This window comes from Anaerofustis stercorihominis, assembly GCF_024623185.1.
Lineage (GTDB): Bacteria > Bacillota > Clostridia > Eubacteriales > Anaerofustaceae > Anaerofustis.
On record NZ_JANJZK010000001.1, the window covers coordinates 73839 to 90235 of the forward strand.

Consider the following 16397-nt stretch of genomic DNA (forward strand, 5'->3'; position numbering starts at 1 on the left):
AAGAGCTTATTAAGCTCTTTTTTTATTTCTGGTGTTTTTAATTTTTTTACTGTTTGGTTTGCTTTTTCCGCTTTTATTTGTAAGTTTCTTTTTATGGACTTTTACTTTTTTATTTTGATTTGTATTTTTATTGAATTCTCTTTTTTCGAATACCAAACAGTCTGGAGACGTTCCGATCAGGTCAGTTCTTCCTATTTTTAATAAAGCTTTTTTTACTCTTTCTTTGTTCTCCGGTTTGTAATACTGCATTAACGCTCTTTGTGTCTGCTTTTCTTCGTATGTTTTGGGAACAAATACTTTTTCGTTAGTTAAGGGATTTTTCCCTGTATAAAACATACATGTAGATAATGTTCCTGGAGTAGGATAGAAATCCTGAACTTGTCTCGGTCTTAAATTGTGATTTTTAAGATATACCGCAAGCTCTACCGCACCTTCAATAGTACATCCGGGATGTGAAGAAATGAAGTAAGGAACAAGGAACTGATTAAGCCCCATTTTTTTGTTTGCTTTTTCATATCTGTCAACGAATTCTTCGTAAACTTCTCTTCCCGGCTTTCCCATTTGTTTTAGGGTTTTATTGTTTATATGCTCGGGTGCGATTTTAAGCTGACCGCTTATATGGTATTTTACCAATTCATTAAGTACTTTAGGGTCTTTTTCCAAAAGCAGATAATCATATCTTATACCGCTTCTTACAAAGACCTTCTTTACACCTTTTACTTTTCTTGCTTCTCTGAGTACATCAATAAATTCACTGTGGTCAACGTCTATATTCTTACATGGGGTAGGGGATAAACACGTTTTATTAAATCCTACACATGTTCCATGTTCCATTTGTTTTTTACATGACGGATGTTTGAAGTTCGCCGTAGGACCTCCTATATCGTGTATATAGCCTTTATATCCCTCTAAGGTAGTTAAGAGCTTGACTTCAGCAATGATGCTTTCTTTGCTTCTTGATTGGACCATACGCCCCTGATGAAATGTAAGTGCACAAAATGAGCAGTTTCCAAAACATCCTCTGTTTGATGTGACGGAGAACTCTATTTCTTTTATTGCCGGGATTTCTTTTTTATACATAGGGTGAGGTTTCCTTGTATATTCTAGTCCGTATACTTTATCCAACTCTTCTCTGTTTAAAGGCATCATTGGGGGATTTTGAACGAGATAATTTTTATCCATGAATTGTATCAATGTCCTTCCCGTTATAGGATCCTGGTTTTGATACTGAGCTTTAAATGCCTTATTATATTTTTCCTTGTCTTCATTTACTTCTCTGAAAGAAGGGATTATCAAAGAATTTTCTATATTTTCGATTTCGTTTGTGATATAGCATGTTCCTCTGACATCTTTAATGTCTTCAAGCTGTTCACCGTTTCTAAGTCTAATTGCTATTTCGCCTAAGACCTTTTCTCCGCTGCCGTAGGTAAGCATGTTAGCTGTGGAATCCGTTAAAATAGAACGCCTTACTTTATTATCCCAATAATCATAATGGGCAAATCTTCTAAGACTTGCTTCTATTCCTCCGATAATGATATTGACCTTTTTATAAGCCATTCTAATCATATTGGAATATACTATTACCGCTCTGTCCGGTCTTTTATTTGCTTCTCCGCCTTCGGTGTAAACATCGTCATTTCTCTTTTTCTTTGATGCGGTATAGTGATTTACCATGCTGTCTATATTTCCGCTGTTTACCAAAAATGCATATTTAGGTCTGCCGAGGACTTTAAATGCTTCTTTGTCTTTCCAGTCCGGCTGGGGGATAACTCCGATGTTAAATCCCAAACTTTCAAGATGTCTTCCTATAATTGCGGTACCGAAAGAAGGGTGATCTATGTATGCATCTCCTGTAACAATTATAAAATCCAGCTGGGAAATATTTTTTCTTTCCATTTCTTCTTTGGTTGTTATTAAAAATTCTTTGTTTGTTTTCATATCAGTTTTCCCTTAAACAGTATAATAAGAAATTGTTATCAAATATTACATCCACCTTTTTTTCATCTATTAAGTATGAGATGAATGCTTTTAATGTCCCTTCTACCAAATGATACTGTACATAATTTATTTCTATATTATAATAGTCAAATACTTTTTTTGTAATGACATTTAAACTTAATGGCCTTTTTAAAATGTCCAACAGCAAGTTTATTATTTCATATATCTTATTCCTGTTTAATTCGATTAAATTTTTTAAGTTGTTTGAAGCTTCTGCATGAGTAGGGATAAAAAAATCTCCTTTTAATGTTTCAAGATAATCAAGTGTCTTTAAAAACTTTTTTATATCATAAATCGTAGCTATGTGATATTTATTTAATACTTCCTTTGGAAATAAGCTGTCTCCTATGAAATATACATTGTCATCTGTTCTCACACCTATCATATCATAGCTGTGTCCGGGCAGATTTATTATTTCAAGTCCCGCTGGAATATCATTAAAGTCTGTGGAAGCGTCACTTGGTTTTGCCATTAAAAATTTCTTTTGAAGTCTTTTGGGTGGATATGCTCCGTAAATAAATGCCGGTTCTAAAATTGTATATTTGGTAAAAGCATGTTCTATTTCATTTGTGATTATTTTACATTCTGTTCTCTTTTTTAAAGTTTCATTGCCGCCTATATGATCTGCATGGGAATGTGTGTTTATTATTCCCTTGAGTTCCCATCTTTTTTCATCTAAGATTTTTAGGACCTTTTTCGCATAGTCTTTTCCGTTACCGGAATCTATCAAATATATTTTATTATCGTCGTATCTGTAAAAACCTATTTTATTGGGTGAGTCCATATAAAAAGTATTATTACCTACTTGAATTAATTCGTACATTTTTTTACCTCAAAAATATTCTTAAGCTATTCTAACATAAAAATATAAAAAGACAAAAAAAGAAAGGCATTTGCCTTCCTTTTTTATGTAAGTAAATTATTTTCTGTTTGCAATATGATGAGGTCCCATAGAATCAGGAGCAGAATATTTTTCTCTTCTTAGTTCATATAATTCATCAATAACATTTTGTGGAATTGTAGCTTTTTCTACGATACCCATTGCTCTTGCTGCGAATTCTTGTTGTGCGATGAATTCTAAGCTTTCCATTCTGTAGTAAGCTGTAAGAACATCAGGACCGAATGTTACAGCGCCGTGATATCTCATTAATACTGCGTCATGGTATTCTACATAATCTTCGATGTCTCCGCAGATTTCAAATGTTCCGGGTAAACCATATTTGATTACAGGGATTTCTCCTAAGTTAAGTGCTGCTTCTGTACAGATTGGTTTATCCAAAGGCATATTAGCTGCCGCAAATACTGTTCCGTATAGTGGATGAGCATGAACTACTGCATTTACGTCAGGTCTTAATTCATATATTTTGTAATGAAGTTTGAATTCACTTGTGCCTTTCCATGGACCGTTTTCTTCTACTAATTTACCGTCTTTATCTACTATACACATCATGTCAGGTGTCATGAAACCTTTGCTTACTCCTGTTGGTGTGATTAGGAAGTTACCATCATCTAATCTTATTGAAATGTTACCATCATTTGTAGAGCAAAGTTGTCTGTCGTACATTTTACGTCCTACGTCACAAATCGCTTCTCTTAATTCTTGAATATTTTGACTCATTTTTTCCTCCTTGAGACATATAAATCTTTATTTAAACGTATTATATACTATTTAAATTTAATTGTAAAGTACTTTTGGTCACTTTTTTTATTAGTGTTACATATGTCACCCAGTGTTAAGTTTTAACAAAATTTATTTTGTTAAATATTTCATATAAGGTGCTTTAAAGCCTTATATAATAAGGAATAGAAAGGTTATGACAAAATGGTAGTAACGTTTACTTATTGACATTTAAATTTTTTTTAATTATAATTAGTTAAAATAATTATAAGAGCTATTTATGGGTAAGATAGATAGTTTAAGGAGGAGATACCAATGGCAGATTTAGAATTTAACAAGGATCTTATATTTTTTGATGTGGAGGCTGACAGTAATTTAGATGCACTTGATAATGTTGCACACAAATTATTAGATCTTGGTTATGTAAAAGAAAGTTATGTAGAAGCAGTAAAAGAAAGAGAAAAAGTATTTGCAACAGGACTTCCTGTAGAAAACTTTGCAGTAGCTGTTCCTCATACAGATGTTGAACATGTTAACAAACAAAGTATTTGTGTTGCAACACTTAAAAAACCTGTAACATTCGAAGTTATGGCAGGTGCCGGAGAAAAATGTGAAGTTTCAATTTTATTCATGTTAGCATTAAAAGAACCACATCAACAATTAGCTATGTTACAAACAGTTATTTCTCTTATCCAACAAGAAGATAAACTAAAAGCAATTTACGAATCAAAAGATAAAGATTTAATTTTAAAAATTGTTGAAGAAGAATTAGCTAAACAAGCAGAAGAAGCGTAAGAAATAAATATAGTTAATTAGAGATTTTCTCTAGGAAAAAGGAGTTAGACGTATAATGTATTTAATAATAGTTGATTTCATGATGCATATGTCTTTTGGTAAACATTTATATTTTATAGTTGAATGGATAACCGAACATGTGTATTTAGTAGGATTTGCAGGATTTTTATATGGATGTGTACTGTTCTACGGTACGGTTTGTGCCAAAAAATACATACCTAAAGATTTTAATGATTTTGTATTCAGTGAAAGTGCGAAAATTTTAAAACAGGATTCATCGTTAAGCATTGATGAACTTTCAAAACAAATTTATGCTAAGTGGGTGGAACACGTTCCAAATCTACCTAAAAAATACAAAGTTCCCACAAAAAAAGGTTTTTGGATTGAAAAGCCTACTGTAAAGACTTTGGAAGAAGATTTAAATATAAACAGACAAAAAATAGTTACAATGTTTAAATCCAATAAAAAAGAGAATGAAGTAGCTGAAAGTAAGTAAGTATTTAAATCAAATACTTTTAAATTTTAAATTGAATATCAACTGCAAATACTTAGTATGTCATGATTGCTTTTTTATTATTTAGTTCATAAGTATTTAAATCAAAAGAGAAAAATAAATTTTTATTTTTCTCTTTTTGTGTAAATATATTTAATTAAACAGGGAAGTCGAATATCTCTTTTATTATATGGTAAATCGCGTCTTGGTTATTAGAATATGGAACTATCATATAAGATACATCTTTTAAATCTTTACATGCATTTTTTACACATATCCCAAGTCCCGCATTTTTAATCATTTCAATATCGTTTCTTTGATCTCCCACTGCAATAATATTATTTTTACTGACTTTATAACTGTCTGCAATTACTTTTAATGCATTGAGTTTATTTACTCCTTTGGGAAAAATTTCTATCCAATTTTCTTCAGACTGTGTCATATTGAGATCATATTTTTTTACTATATTTAAAATTTCATCATAATCTTTTTTATTCTTTACATAACAAGTTATTAGTATAGGTTCTCTCACGGAATTTAAATTTAACTTTATTATATCTTTTGTTGAATAATATCCTTTATCTTTAAGCATATCAGAATTATTATCCGCTTCATAATAAAATCCATTTGGGCTTTGTACTCCCATAGAAGCCTTGATAAATCTAAGCTCATCAATGATATTATTAAAATCTATTTTTTCTAATGTTTTTATTACCTTATTCTCTGCTTTATAAGTGTTAAAAATTAATCCTCCGTTACAGCATATATGATAATCGTTAAAAGAACTGATTTGTTTAGCTATATTCCTTGCTGCACTCAAGCCTCTTCCGCTTGCCAGTACTACGATTATATTTTCTTTTGTGCACCATTCTAATGCTTTTAGATTGTTCTTTGATATATCCTTATTATCGTCAAGTAAAGTTCCGTCCAAATCGACTGCTATCAATTTATACATAAGATGTCTCCGCTTAGAAAATAAAAATATATAAAATAATATTATTTGCTGAAATCATAGTCGAATATAAAATACTTTTTCATGTCTTCTGTAATTCTCCACTGGCAGTTCCAATTTGTTGGGAAGGTAACGAGATCTCCTTCCTTAAAAAAATATTCTACCTGTTCACCTTTTCCTATAACCGAGGCTTTACCTTTTATTATTAGACATGTTTCCTGTTTGTCTTTGTATTCCCAGTCAAATACTCCCGCTTTATGTTCCCATATTTCACATTTTCCCATTATTTCTTTTTCTTCATGATTGGGTGTTTTTATCAATACTTTCATAAGTAATCTCCTTTTTAAAATATAAGCCCTAAGTAACAAACAAACTTAAGGCTCAATGCAAGTTGTAATGATAAAATATTTAGTTATTAATATTTTATTCAACTTCTGTTATCCACTTTTTATAAAATAAATTTTTAACTTCATTCAAATTAAGCTTCTTTGCTTTTTCAAGAAATGTTTTATCCTGAACGATATTTATGACAGCTCTTAATAAAGTTAATTGGTCTTCGTTTCTTTTTAGTGCCATGTTAAAAATAAACTGCGCATCTACTTTTTTCGTTGCATCTTCGATACTGTAAAACGATACCGGTTCTTTGAGCCTGAGAACACAAATCGCTTGCTTGTTTACATGGATTGCATCTGTATGAGGGATTGCAACCGGTATATGGCTATTAAGCCCTGTGGGGAATTTTATTTCCCTTTCTATACAAGCTTCATAAAAAGATGGTTTTACATAACCTTTTTTATATAATTCATTAAAGGTTAAATTTATTGCATCTTTCCAATTTTTTGCTTCTCCATCTATTACTATTACGTCATTAAGCATAATAACCACCTTTCCTTTAAAGTAATATGCTATAGATTATGAATCGCTTTTTCTTTTTGTTCTATCAGTTCATCCCAAATAGGGATATCCACTACTTTTCCGTTTCCGATTTGCATAGCAAGTACCCAAGCTCTTAGAGTATTATCCACTGCTTCGAGTACTTTAAATGCTTTTTCCAAATCGGAACCGACACAAAGAGCGCCGTGATTACCAAGTAAAACTATATCGTGGTATTTTATTTGTTCTTCCAAACCTTTATAAATATCGGACGTTCCGCCTTTTCCCCAAGGAAGACAAGGTATACCTCTTGTCAAAAGGAACTCTTCATGACATTTTGGATCGACTGTTTCTCCAAGCATGGAAAATGCTGTCAAATATACACTGTGGCAGTGAATAACCGCGGTGCAGTCAGGACGATAGTTCAGTGCTGCCAAATGCATTTTATACTCTGAAGATTTTTTAACACTGCCTTCAAGTTGTTTCCCGTCCATATCTAAAACCGCAACTTCTTCTTCCGTAAGAGTCAGTTTTCTTGTTCCTGAAGGGGTGATAAATAGTTTCCCTAAATTTCTGTCAATAATTGAAATATTTCCCTGAAATGCGTTTGTAAAGCCCTTTTCTTCCAATAATTTTGATATTCTTATTAATTCTTGTTTTGTGTTCATTTTTATACCTCTTTATTTAATATTTAAATTCAAATTAAAATCCGCCGAAAAGTTTTCCTATAAGTCCGATTAGAACTATTTGTGTTTGCTGATAGCCTCCGCCTGTAACGAGAGGAGTCATTTTGTCTATTACTCCTACATCATATGCGAGCTGTGTTGCTATAGGAGCCATGAAATTCAATGTAATGACTGTCCATGCCATAAGGAACGTACCTGCAAATATTGCTTTAGGCAGATTTCCTTTTGCCACGAATGCCGCAGCATGTCCCGACCATATTATTCCACCGAATAATCCTATAGGAAAGAAAGTTATGTTAGGGAGTACGAATGCGAGAAGTATAGTTATAGGCATTAAAAACATCGTGACTATCATTCCGCATTTATCACCGAGACCTATCGATACATCCATACCGATTAAAATATCCGCATCTTCTCCGAGTTTTCGTTTCATGAAGGTTCTTGCAGCGTTTGAAAGTGGTACAAGTCCGTCCATCAATAGAGAAACCATTTTAGGCATTAATACGATAACGCTTGCTACACCAATAGCCATTGTAAGTATTGTAGAAAAGTTTTGTTTCGTAATGAGACCCAAAAGTCCACCTACTAAAAATCCTACGATTGAAGGTGCTGTCCAAGCGGTATATTTTTCGTTTACGTTGTTTATATCAAAATATAGTTTGTTTAATCCCGGTATAAGGTCGTATAATTTTGCACCAAGCCATGATACAGGGTAGTGCGTTAACTGTGTGTCAAGTGTGGAACAAGTAACACCTTTCGGCATATTGAAATATCCCTGCCATGATTTTGCCAATATATCTCCGATTTTACAAGCAACTACGGTCAAGGATAAACCAACTATCAGACCTATGATGTTTGCAGCTAATGTAGATGCTCCGAGCGATAATGCTATATAATATGTAACTGCTGCCGTAAGTACGGCACTGTAAAAGTTCCATATATCCACATTCAATGTTTTAAGTACTTTTAATCGAACCAATATAAAGTTCAATAAAAATCCCAGAGGGATAAGCCATAAAGCAAAACTTGTGGACCAAGCCATTGCGGCTATACTGTCCCATCCCAAGTTGACGGTTGTAAATCCCGTTCCAAGTTTGGTGTAATATTCCGTTGCGGGAGAAACCGTTGTAACAAGTAAATCAACCATTAACATGATACCAGAAAACCCGACACCTATCATAAGACCGTTTTTAAACGAGTCTATGAATTTTAGACCGAAAATGATACCTAAAATCGTTACAAAGAATGGTAGAATGATAGTTCCGCCCATATCCAGTAAAAATTGTACCGCTTTTAAAATAATATCCATTGTTTTCCTCCTATTTTAATTTTTATCTATACAAATATAAATTTATCTTATTCGTATTTCGTTATTATATTGTTTCTAATCTTCACTGCTTAATTGTTTTAATAGCGTTGTTAATTGTTCTTTCGTTTCATCTTCTTCAAATCCCGTGATCAATGATGCTACCGATAAAGCGGGGCATTTTATATTCTCTTCGTGAATAAAATTGTTCCAGTTACTTGAGGTAAATAATATTACGTCAAATGCATTAGATTTTGCTTCTGATTCCTGTATCGTACTTTTTGATATATCTATCGGTACTCCGGCATTCTTTGCAATATCTTTAACCGCCGCTTCCGCATAAGATGATGTAGCTATTCCGCTTCCGCAGGCTACCAGTACTTTAACTTTTTTCATTTTATATTCCTCCTTTCTTTTATAATTTTTCGTCTGCTATCTTAATTAAATTTTTGATACCTATTTGATTTGAATGGTCTTCCAGTGCCTGCACACAGTTTTCTAAGGTGTAGTTCCCCGTTATCATTACGTCTCTAGGAATCAGTCCGTTTACAATAGAGTCAAAAGCCATTTGGATTTGCTGAGGCGTTGCATGATATAAGCCCTTAATGTTAAGCTCGGAATAATGAAGAAGAGCGGTGTCTACTGTTATCGTTGTTCCCGGAGCACATCCCGCAAATTCAAGAACAAGACCGCCTTTTCTTGCCATAGGTATAGTTAGCTCCCAAGTCTTTGGAAGTCCTACCGCTTCAATCGCTACATCACAGCCTCTGCCGTTAGGTGTCAAATCCCTTACCGCTTTAATCTGGTCTAATCCCTCGATGACGTGAACTGTCCAATTTGCGCCCATTTTCTTAGCCATTTCCAGTCTGTATTCGCTCATGTCGCAGGCTATTACCTGAGCGCCCATTGCGGATACATATCTAATTATTCCAAGTCCCAACGGACCTGCACCGTTTACGACTACATAGTCTCCAAGTCTTACATTTGCCGCCTCTGCACAGTGCATTGCACTTGCCATAGGTTCTACTGCCGGAGCAAGTTCCAAAGGAACGTCAGCCGGTACTTTGAATACACATTTATTTACCGTTTCAGGTGACAATGCTATGTATTCTGTCCAAGTGCCACCGGTAGGTTTTAGGTTTTCACATATATTGCCTTGCCCTTTTTTACACCAGTAGCAAGTCCCGCATGCCGCAGAGTCATGTGTTGCTATTCTGTCTCCCACTTTTAAATCAACTCTTTCGCATTCATCGTCTATTTGATATACAAGTCCGCTGGCTTCGTGTCCGAATATAGGGTTTTGTCCTTGTCCTCTGTCGATAGCATAAGGTCTTTTGAATTTTTTTACGTCCGTACCGCATGTGGTTACGTAGCAGACTTTCATTATAAGTCCGCCCTTCGGGCACTTCGGCATTTCCCTTTCCTCTATCCTGATGTCGTTTAATCCATAAAATATCGCAGCTTTCATTGTTTAAATTTCCTCCTAAGTTTCTATAAAGTTTCTTCTGATATTCTAATTAGGTTTTTTATTCCTATCTGATTTGAATGATCTTCAAGTGCTTGTACACAGTTTTCTAAGGTGTAATTACCCGTTATCATGATATCCCTTGGGATAAGTCCGTTTACAATTGAATCAAAAGCCATTTGTATCTGCTGTAGTGTTGTATGAAATAGTCCTTTAATGGTAAGCTCCGAGTAATGAAGTAGAGCGGTGTCTACTGTTATAGTCGTTCCCGGAGCACATCCCGCAAATTCAAGAACTAAGCCCCCTTTCCTAGCCATTGGTATAGTAAGTTCCCATGTCTTTGGAAGACCTACCGCTTCTATCGCAACATCACATCCTCTTTTGTCTGGAGTTAAATCCCTTACAGCTTTGATTTGATCCATACCGTCGGTAACATGAACCGTCCACTTTGCCCCCATTTTTTTTGCCATTTCTAATCTGAATTCGCTCATATCGCAGGCTATTACCTGTGCACCCATTGCTGATACATACTTTATTATCCCGAGTCCCAGAGGTCCTGCACCGTTTACCACAACGTAGTCTCCAAGCCTTATATTTGCCGCTTCCGCACAGTGCATTGCACATGCCATTGGTTCAACTGCGGGAGCCAGTTCCAGCGGAACGTTCTTTGGTACTATAAAAGTATTTTTTTCTAATATCTTTTTATCCACTGCTATGTATTCAGTCCATGTACCTCCAAGTCTTGTCATGTTCGGGCATATATTGCTTAATCCTTTTTTACACCAGTAACAATTCCCGCAGGCAGTCGCGTCGTGAGCTACTATCCTGTCTCCTACTTTAAAATTTTTGCAATCCTTATCTACTTCGTAAACCAGACCGCTTGCTTCATGACCGAAAATCGGCTGTTCTCCTTGCCCTCTGTCTATTGCATAAGGTCGCTGGTACCTTTTTACGTCCGTACCGCATGTCGTTACATAACAGACTTTCATGATAAGTCCGCCTTTTGGACACTTTGGCATTTTTCTTTCTTCTATCCTGATGTCGTTCAGTCCATAAAATATCGCCGCTTTCAAAATAATTCCTCCTTTATTTTTTTATATTTTTATCGGCTATGATGAATATTGTTTGATTAAGTCCAGTATTTCATTTTTGCTTGATGCATTTATTAGTACATTTCTTGTGTTTCTGTTTTGCAATATATTGAATAACTGCATTAAAGCCTTTTTATAGATATGTTCGTTCACGAGAGATAAGGTTATCACTACTTTTACAGGGTCGTGTCTTGGAAAACCGAATATAACGGGTTTCTTTAAAGTTGTAATGGAGAACCCAAGTTTTTTACAAAATTTCCCGGGTGCCAAATGAGCAAGGACTATCCCCGGAACTATTACCATTTGGGGTCCCATTTCCTCAATGTTTTTGATGATTGCTACTTTATATGCGTCTGTTATAAAGTTTTTTTCTTCCAGAATTTCAGTGCCTTTTATTATTGCTTCCTGCCATGTGGTGCAGATTACATTTAGTCTTATGAATGAAGGAGTTATTAAGTCTTTTAGATTTATTTCACTTTCGTTCGTGTATTCCGGTGTATTGTTTTTATTTTGGTTTATAAGTTCCAGCAGTATTTCATACTGAAGCTGAAGTTTGTTTACTTTTGGATTGTATTTCATGGAGATATTCGCAAGTGTTCCCGCAAGCTCCAGTTGACTGTAGTCTATTTTGCTTTTTATAAACTTTGCCCTTAAATATTTATTTATTTCCAAAAAGTCATTATGGTTGAACATAGGGCTTATTTTTATGTAGTCATCTTTTTTTAAATTAGCGATGTTTACGGTGCTTATTATGTAGTCAAAGTTTTTACTGCTTTTATCCAAATTTATTATTTCTCTTTGTGATACGATTGCTTTTATTTCAACATTGAATAATGAAGAAAGCTGCATTGCCACCACCTGTGCGGTTCCGTATCCGGAGCCGCATACTACTATTGCTTTTGGTATATTTGTTTTTTTGTTTAATTTGTTGTGAAGTGCCGCAAGGAAATGCATTGCTATATATGAAACTTCCTGTTCGTTTATTTCTTCCTTGCAGTATTCACTTAGGTGTCTGCATACGATTTTGGTATTTTCGAGTAAGTCGGAATATTTTTGTTCCATTTCAGGGTAAATTGGATTTGATATTCTTTTTTTATATTTAATTCTGTATACTGTAGGGATCAAATGAGTTATAAGTCCGTCAATGACGTCATCTTTCTTTTCGTTAAAATCAACCGCATACAATTTGCTTATTTCTTCTACCATTTTTACTGCGATATTTCTTATTTCGATTGTTTCCAATTCATTAAATTTAAATTTTGTCTTTTTCGTTATTACTTTTGCTCCGAGTAAATGTACTGTAAAGTAATATATTTCTTCGTTTGGAATGGCTATATCAAAATGATTTTTTATATTTTCTGCCATTTGAGATGTAAGTGTATATTCTATGCTGTTGTTTAAAGTTGTTTCTCCTGTGATTTCTTTCAGCGCTGAATTGTTTTTGACTCTGTAAACTATCATTGCCAGGTGAATGAGAAGTGAAGAAAATGTTTCATCTGAAAATATTTCTCCAAGTTCTTTTTCGAGATATTGTATTTGCTCGATTAAATATCCGCTGCTTAAATCTTTAAATAAATCATCAAGCAGTAAAGTGTTTGTTCTTTCATCCAAAGATATATTATTTATGTAATTTATTACGCTTGAAGGCGTTAATATTTCATCCGTAAGTTCTCTGTACAAAGCACGTCTTTTTATTTCATCAATTTGGATCGTAATTCCTTTGCCCGCTTTTTTTATTAATAAGGTATTTTTATCTCCCAGCCACTTTTCTACATTTTCCAAATCTTTTGTTATTGTGCTTACCGAAGCCAAAAGTTCATTCGCAAGCTTTTCAATGGGGGTGTATCCGTTTCTTTTAAGTAAATATCCGATTATGAAGGAACATCTTTCTTTAGCGGAATATTTATATTCATATGGAGGTGCTATATTTAAATATTCTCTGTAGAAATTTTCGGACTGCTTATTTTTTATAATAATCAGACCTTTCTTATAATCTCTGTAAAGAAATGAATATTTTTTATTTCTTAAATATTCTTCTATTTTTTCGACGTTGTATCTGATTATTCTTTCGGAATAGCCAAGTTCTTTACTTAGGGTTTTTACAGAAACATAATCGTCTTTTTCAAAAAGTGTTCTTAAAATTTTGAAACATCTGTTATTTAGTTCCATTGCTCCCACCTCTTATCTTTAAATTATCAAACATGGGTATCCTGTTCAATCAAGTGCTGCATGTATTATTGTCAATTGTGATTTACAAAAATGGAGTTATATCTTTATAGAATGAAATATTTATGAAAATTTAGTATGATAGAGTAAGATGTATTTATAATTTAAACGTATTCTAATAAGGATAAATATACAAGTGGTAATTATTTCCAGTTATTTTTTGTAACGAAACGAAAGTTATTGAAAAAAAGTGTAATCATGAATATAATATAAATGTATAAATAAATTAAACAAAGGATATATGATCATGGAAAAAAACGAGATTTTACAAAAAGGTAAAAAAGTTATTGAAATGGAAAGATATGAACTTGGAAGACTCATGGATAGTTTAGACGATAATTTCGTTAAAGCTGTGGATATGATAACCGAGTGTAGGGGTAAAATAATATTAACGGGAACAGGTAAATCGGGGCTTATTAGCAGAAAGATCGCCGCTACTCTTTGCTGTACGGGAAAGCCTGCATTTTTCCTAAGTGCATATAACTGTGAAAACGGAGATATCGGTGCTATCCAGCCAAATGATTTGATCATTGCAATATCTAACAGCGGAGAAACTACTATTTTAAAAGATTTGGTCATTCCTTCGGCTAAGACCATCGGTGCAAAAGCTATATGTTTAACAGGCAATACGGATTCTACACTTGCCAAACTTTGTGATGTAGCATTATACATAGGTGTTGAAAAAGAAGCTTGTCCTACAGGGGTAAATGCTACGACTTCAACGACAAATACTTTGGCAATGGGTGATGCTCTTGCTATGGTAAGTGAAGAGATAAGAGGTGTTACAAGGGAACAAGTGCTTTTCTATCATCAAGGCGGTGCATGGGGAGAAAAGTTAAAGAACGAATTTGAAAAATAAGTATAATTAACTAAAAAAGCTATTCACATTAAAGTGAATAGCTTTTTTAAGATTATTAGAAGATTATTAGAAGATTAATTATCTTTGTATTTCTTTCCTTGATAAGCCTTTCTGACTTTAAATTCATGGTGAAGAGAGTTTAATACTGCTTTTTTGTTCCCGCTCCATAAAGGAGCAATCAAAATCTTTTTTGGACCGTCTCCGGTAATTCTATGAATTACAATATCGTTTGATAAATGTTCTACGCAGTCGATTACGGTGTCGATATATTCTTCTATGGTATATACTTTAAATTTATTCATTTTATAATCTTTCGCCAAATCAGTGCCTTTTAAAACGTGAAGGAGCTGAAGCTTTATTCCTTGTATGTCTTTATTATTTAAATAATCTATAGTCTCAAGGATATCTCTTCTGGTCTCACCGGGCAGTCCCAGTATAGTATGAACTATTACCTCGATACCGCGTTTTCTTAGCTCTTTTACCGCACTTTCAAAACATAAAAGCGGATATCCTCTTCTTATATATTTTGCAGTTTTTTCATTTATTGTTTGAAGTCCAAGTTCTATCCAAACGGGCTTCATTTTATTAAGTTCTTCCAACAGTTCCAATACGTCTTTATCGAGACAGTCGGGTCTTGTTGCTATGGAAATTGCTACGATATTTGGATTGGAAATTGCCTCAAAATAAATCTTTCTTAAATAATCTACGGGGGCATATGTATTAGTGTATGCCTGAAAATATGCAATAAATCCCGAAGCATTGCATTTGTTTTCCAGTATTTTGATTTGATTTTCAATTTGTGTCGTTATATCGTCTATTTTATTTCCCGCAAAATCTCCTGAGCCTCCGAGGCTGCAAAATATACATCCTCTCGTGTCTATTGTCCCGTCTCTGTTCGGACAAGTCATTCCGCCGTTTAAGGCTACTTTATATATTTTTTTGTTAAATCGTTCTTTTAGCATGTAATCCAATGAATAATAAGGTTTGCCGTTCCAATTTTTCATAATAAAATCCTCCTTGGATTTATCTTGAAATATAATATCATTTCAAATTTTTAATTACAATATTTTAACTAATAAAAATGATAACGGTTTATTATAAAAAAAATTATAAAATAAAAATAAGTTTTAGTTATATATTATATTTTTTTAATTTTTTTTATAAAAAAATAATGAAAAGAAGCTTAAAATAGTTATGAAATATAGGCTTTTTCTTTATAACGAAAGGCTTGTTTTATTTTTTTTAGTTTCTTTTGGAAAATAATGAAAAGTGCTTGAAAAATTTTCAGCAATGCTTATAATAAAGAGAAGAAACAAATAGAACAAAAGGAGAGAAGAAAAATGGTAAAATTATCACCTTCAATATTCGGAGCTGATTTTGGAAGACTTAATGAACAAATCAAGGCAGTTGAAGACTGCAATGTAGAAATGTTACATATCGACGTAATGGATGGGAATTATGTTCCTAACATCGCTTTTGGTCCTGACCAAATTGCTATGCTAAGACCTCATACAGACTTATTCTTTGATGTACATATGATGGTTATGGAACCTGACAGATACATCGAAAGAATTGTTAAAGCGGGAGCACAGATGATAACTGTACATGCCGAAGCTACTACACATTTACACAGAAGTTTAATGCTTATTAAATCATTCGGCGTTAAATGCGGTGTTGTTTTAAACCCAGCAACTCCACCAGATGTACTTAAATATGTACTTGACGATATAGATATGGTTCTTGTTATGACCGTTAACCCGGGTGGCGGCGGCGGTTCTTTCAACCCAACTATGATTGAAAAAGTCAGAGAAATAAAAGAAATGATCGGCGACAGAGATATTGACATCCAAGTTGACGGAGGCGTAAATTCCGATAACGTTAAGTCACTTGTTGACGCTGGTGCTAACGTAATCGTAGCAGGTTCTTTTGCTTTTACGGGAGATGTTGCTAAAAACTTAGACGATTTAAGAAAAGCTGCAGATGCATAAATCGATGCATCAAGTTGTATTTATTTATAATATAAAAGGAGAAAAGA

The 16397-nt window shown here is 33.6% G+C and carries 17 protein-coding genes; 4 read left to right on the forward strand and 13 right to left on the reverse strand.

What is annotated here, in order from left to right:
• Positions 1 to 9: 9 nt before the first annotated feature.
• The 3 genes from NSA01_RS00400 to NSA01_RS00410 all read right to left on the reverse strand — a co-directional run bounded on the left by NSA01_RS00400 (position 10) and on the right by NSA01_RS00410 (position 3616).
• On the reverse strand, positions 10 to 1938 hold the full coding sequence (locus tag NSA01_RS00400; RefSeq protein WP_257479559.1) for a YgiQ family radical SAM protein: 1929 nt from the start codon (positions 1936 to 1938) through the stop codon (positions 10 to 12).
• A 1-nt stretch (position 1939) separates the two neighbouring features.
• Positions 1940 to 2821 (reverse strand): MBL fold metallo-hydrolase, encoded by an 882-nt coding sequence (locus NSA01_RS00405; RefSeq protein ID WP_257479560.1) that lies wholly within the window; start codon positions 2819 to 2821, stop codon positions 1940 to 1942.
• A gap of 96 nt (positions 2822 to 2917) precedes the next feature.
• Entirely contained in the window at positions 2918 to 3616 is a 699-nt protein-coding gene (locus NSA01_RS00410) for a class II aldolase/adducin family protein (protein WP_257479561.1), read from the reverse strand.
• Positions 3617 to 3931: 315 nt separating this feature from the next.
• Here NSA01_RS00410 and NSA01_RS00415 point away from each other — a divergent pair, with 315 nt between their 5' ends.
• Both NSA01_RS00415 and NSA01_RS00420 read left to right on the forward strand, forming a co-directional pair.
• Entirely contained in the window at positions 3932 to 4411 is a 480-nt protein-coding gene (locus tag NSA01_RS00415) for a PTS sugar transporter subunit IIA (protein WP_007050273.1), read from the forward strand.
• Between the two features lie 55 nt (positions 4412 to 4466).
• The gene (locus NSA01_RS00420; protein WP_257479562.1) at positions 4467 to 4907 is read left to right on the forward strand and encodes a hypothetical protein; all 441 of its coding nucleotides are present in this window, start codon (positions 4467 to 4469) and stop codon (positions 4905 to 4907) included.
• A gap of 154 nt (positions 4908 to 5061) precedes the next feature.
• Here NSA01_RS00420 and NSA01_RS00425 read toward each other — a convergent pair whose 3' ends face one another.
• From NSA01_RS00425 to NSA01_RS00465, 9 genes are all read right to left on the reverse strand, one after another.
• A complete protein-coding gene (locus NSA01_RS00425) occupies positions 5062 to 5859 on the reverse strand; it encodes an HAD family hydrolase (protein ID WP_257479563.1) in 798 nt (265 codons plus the stop codon).
• A 41-nt stretch (positions 5860 to 5900) separates the two neighbouring features.
• A complete protein-coding gene (locus NSA01_RS00430) occupies positions 5901 to 6185 on the reverse strand; it encodes a cupin domain-containing protein (RefSeq protein ID WP_257479564.1) in 285 nt (94 codons plus the stop codon).
• Between the two features lie 94 nt (positions 6186 to 6279).
• On the reverse strand, positions 6280 to 6732 hold the full coding sequence (locus NSA01_RS00435) for a PTS sugar transporter subunit IIA (RefSeq protein WP_257479565.1): 453 nt from the start codon (positions 6730 to 6732) through the stop codon (positions 6280 to 6282).
• A gap of 29 nt (positions 6733 to 6761) precedes the next feature.
• Entirely contained in the window at positions 6762 to 7397 is a 636-nt protein-coding gene (locus NSA01_RS00440) for a class II aldolase/adducin family protein (protein WP_257479566.1), read from the reverse strand.
• 34 nt (positions 7398 to 7431) lie between these two features.
• Positions 7432 to 8724, reverse strand: a complete 1293-nt coding sequence (locus tag NSA01_RS00445; RefSeq protein WP_257479567.1) for a PTS transporter subunit IIC — start codon at positions 8722 to 8724, stop codon at positions 7432 to 7434.
• A gap of 75 nt (positions 8725 to 8799) precedes the next feature.
• Complete coding sequence (locus tag NSA01_RS00450; RefSeq protein ID WP_257479568.1) at positions 8800 to 9117, reverse strand: PTS sugar transporter subunit IIB; 318 nt, start codon at positions 9115 to 9117, stop codon at positions 8800 to 8802.
• 19 nt (positions 9118 to 9136) lie between these two features.
• Positions 9137 to 10189, reverse strand: coding sequence for a zinc-binding dehydrogenase (locus NSA01_RS00455; protein WP_257479569.1), 1053 nt, complete (start codon positions 10187 to 10189; stop codon positions 9137 to 9139).
• A 23-nt stretch (positions 10190 to 10212) separates the two neighbouring features.
• A complete protein-coding gene (locus NSA01_RS00460) occupies positions 10213 to 11259 on the reverse strand; it encodes a zinc-dependent alcohol dehydrogenase (protein WP_257479570.1) in 1047 nt (348 codons plus the stop codon).
• A gap of 36 nt (positions 11260 to 11295) precedes the next feature.
• Positions 11296 to 13446, reverse strand: a complete 2151-nt coding sequence (locus NSA01_RS00465; protein ID WP_257479571.1) for a BglG family transcription antiterminator — start codon at positions 13444 to 13446, stop codon at positions 11296 to 11298.
• 304 nt (positions 13447 to 13750) lie between these two features.
• Between NSA01_RS00465 and NSA01_RS00470 the strand changes: the two genes are divergently transcribed.
• Positions 13751 to 14362 carry a KpsF/GutQ family sugar-phosphate isomerase gene (locus tag NSA01_RS00470; RefSeq protein ID WP_257479572.1) on the forward strand — a complete coding sequence of 204 codons (612 nt, stop codon included), beginning with the start codon at positions 13751 to 13753 and terminating at the stop codon, positions 14360 to 14362.
• 74 nt (positions 14363 to 14436) lie between these two features.
• Here NSA01_RS00470 and NSA01_RS00475 read toward each other — a convergent pair whose 3' ends face one another.
• A complete protein-coding gene (locus NSA01_RS00475) occupies positions 14437 to 15366 on the reverse strand; it encodes a TIGR01212 family radical SAM protein (RefSeq protein ID WP_257479573.1) in 930 nt (309 codons plus the stop codon).
• A 336-nt stretch (positions 15367 to 15702) separates the two neighbouring features.
• Here NSA01_RS00475 and rpe point away from each other — a divergent pair, with 336 nt between their 5' ends.
• Positions 15703 to 16350 (forward strand): ribulose-phosphate 3-epimerase, encoded by a 648-nt coding sequence (rpe, locus tag NSA01_RS00480; RefSeq protein WP_257479574.1) that lies wholly within the window; start codon positions 15703 to 15705, stop codon positions 16348 to 16350.
• Positions 16351 to 16397: the final 47 nt, after the last annotated feature.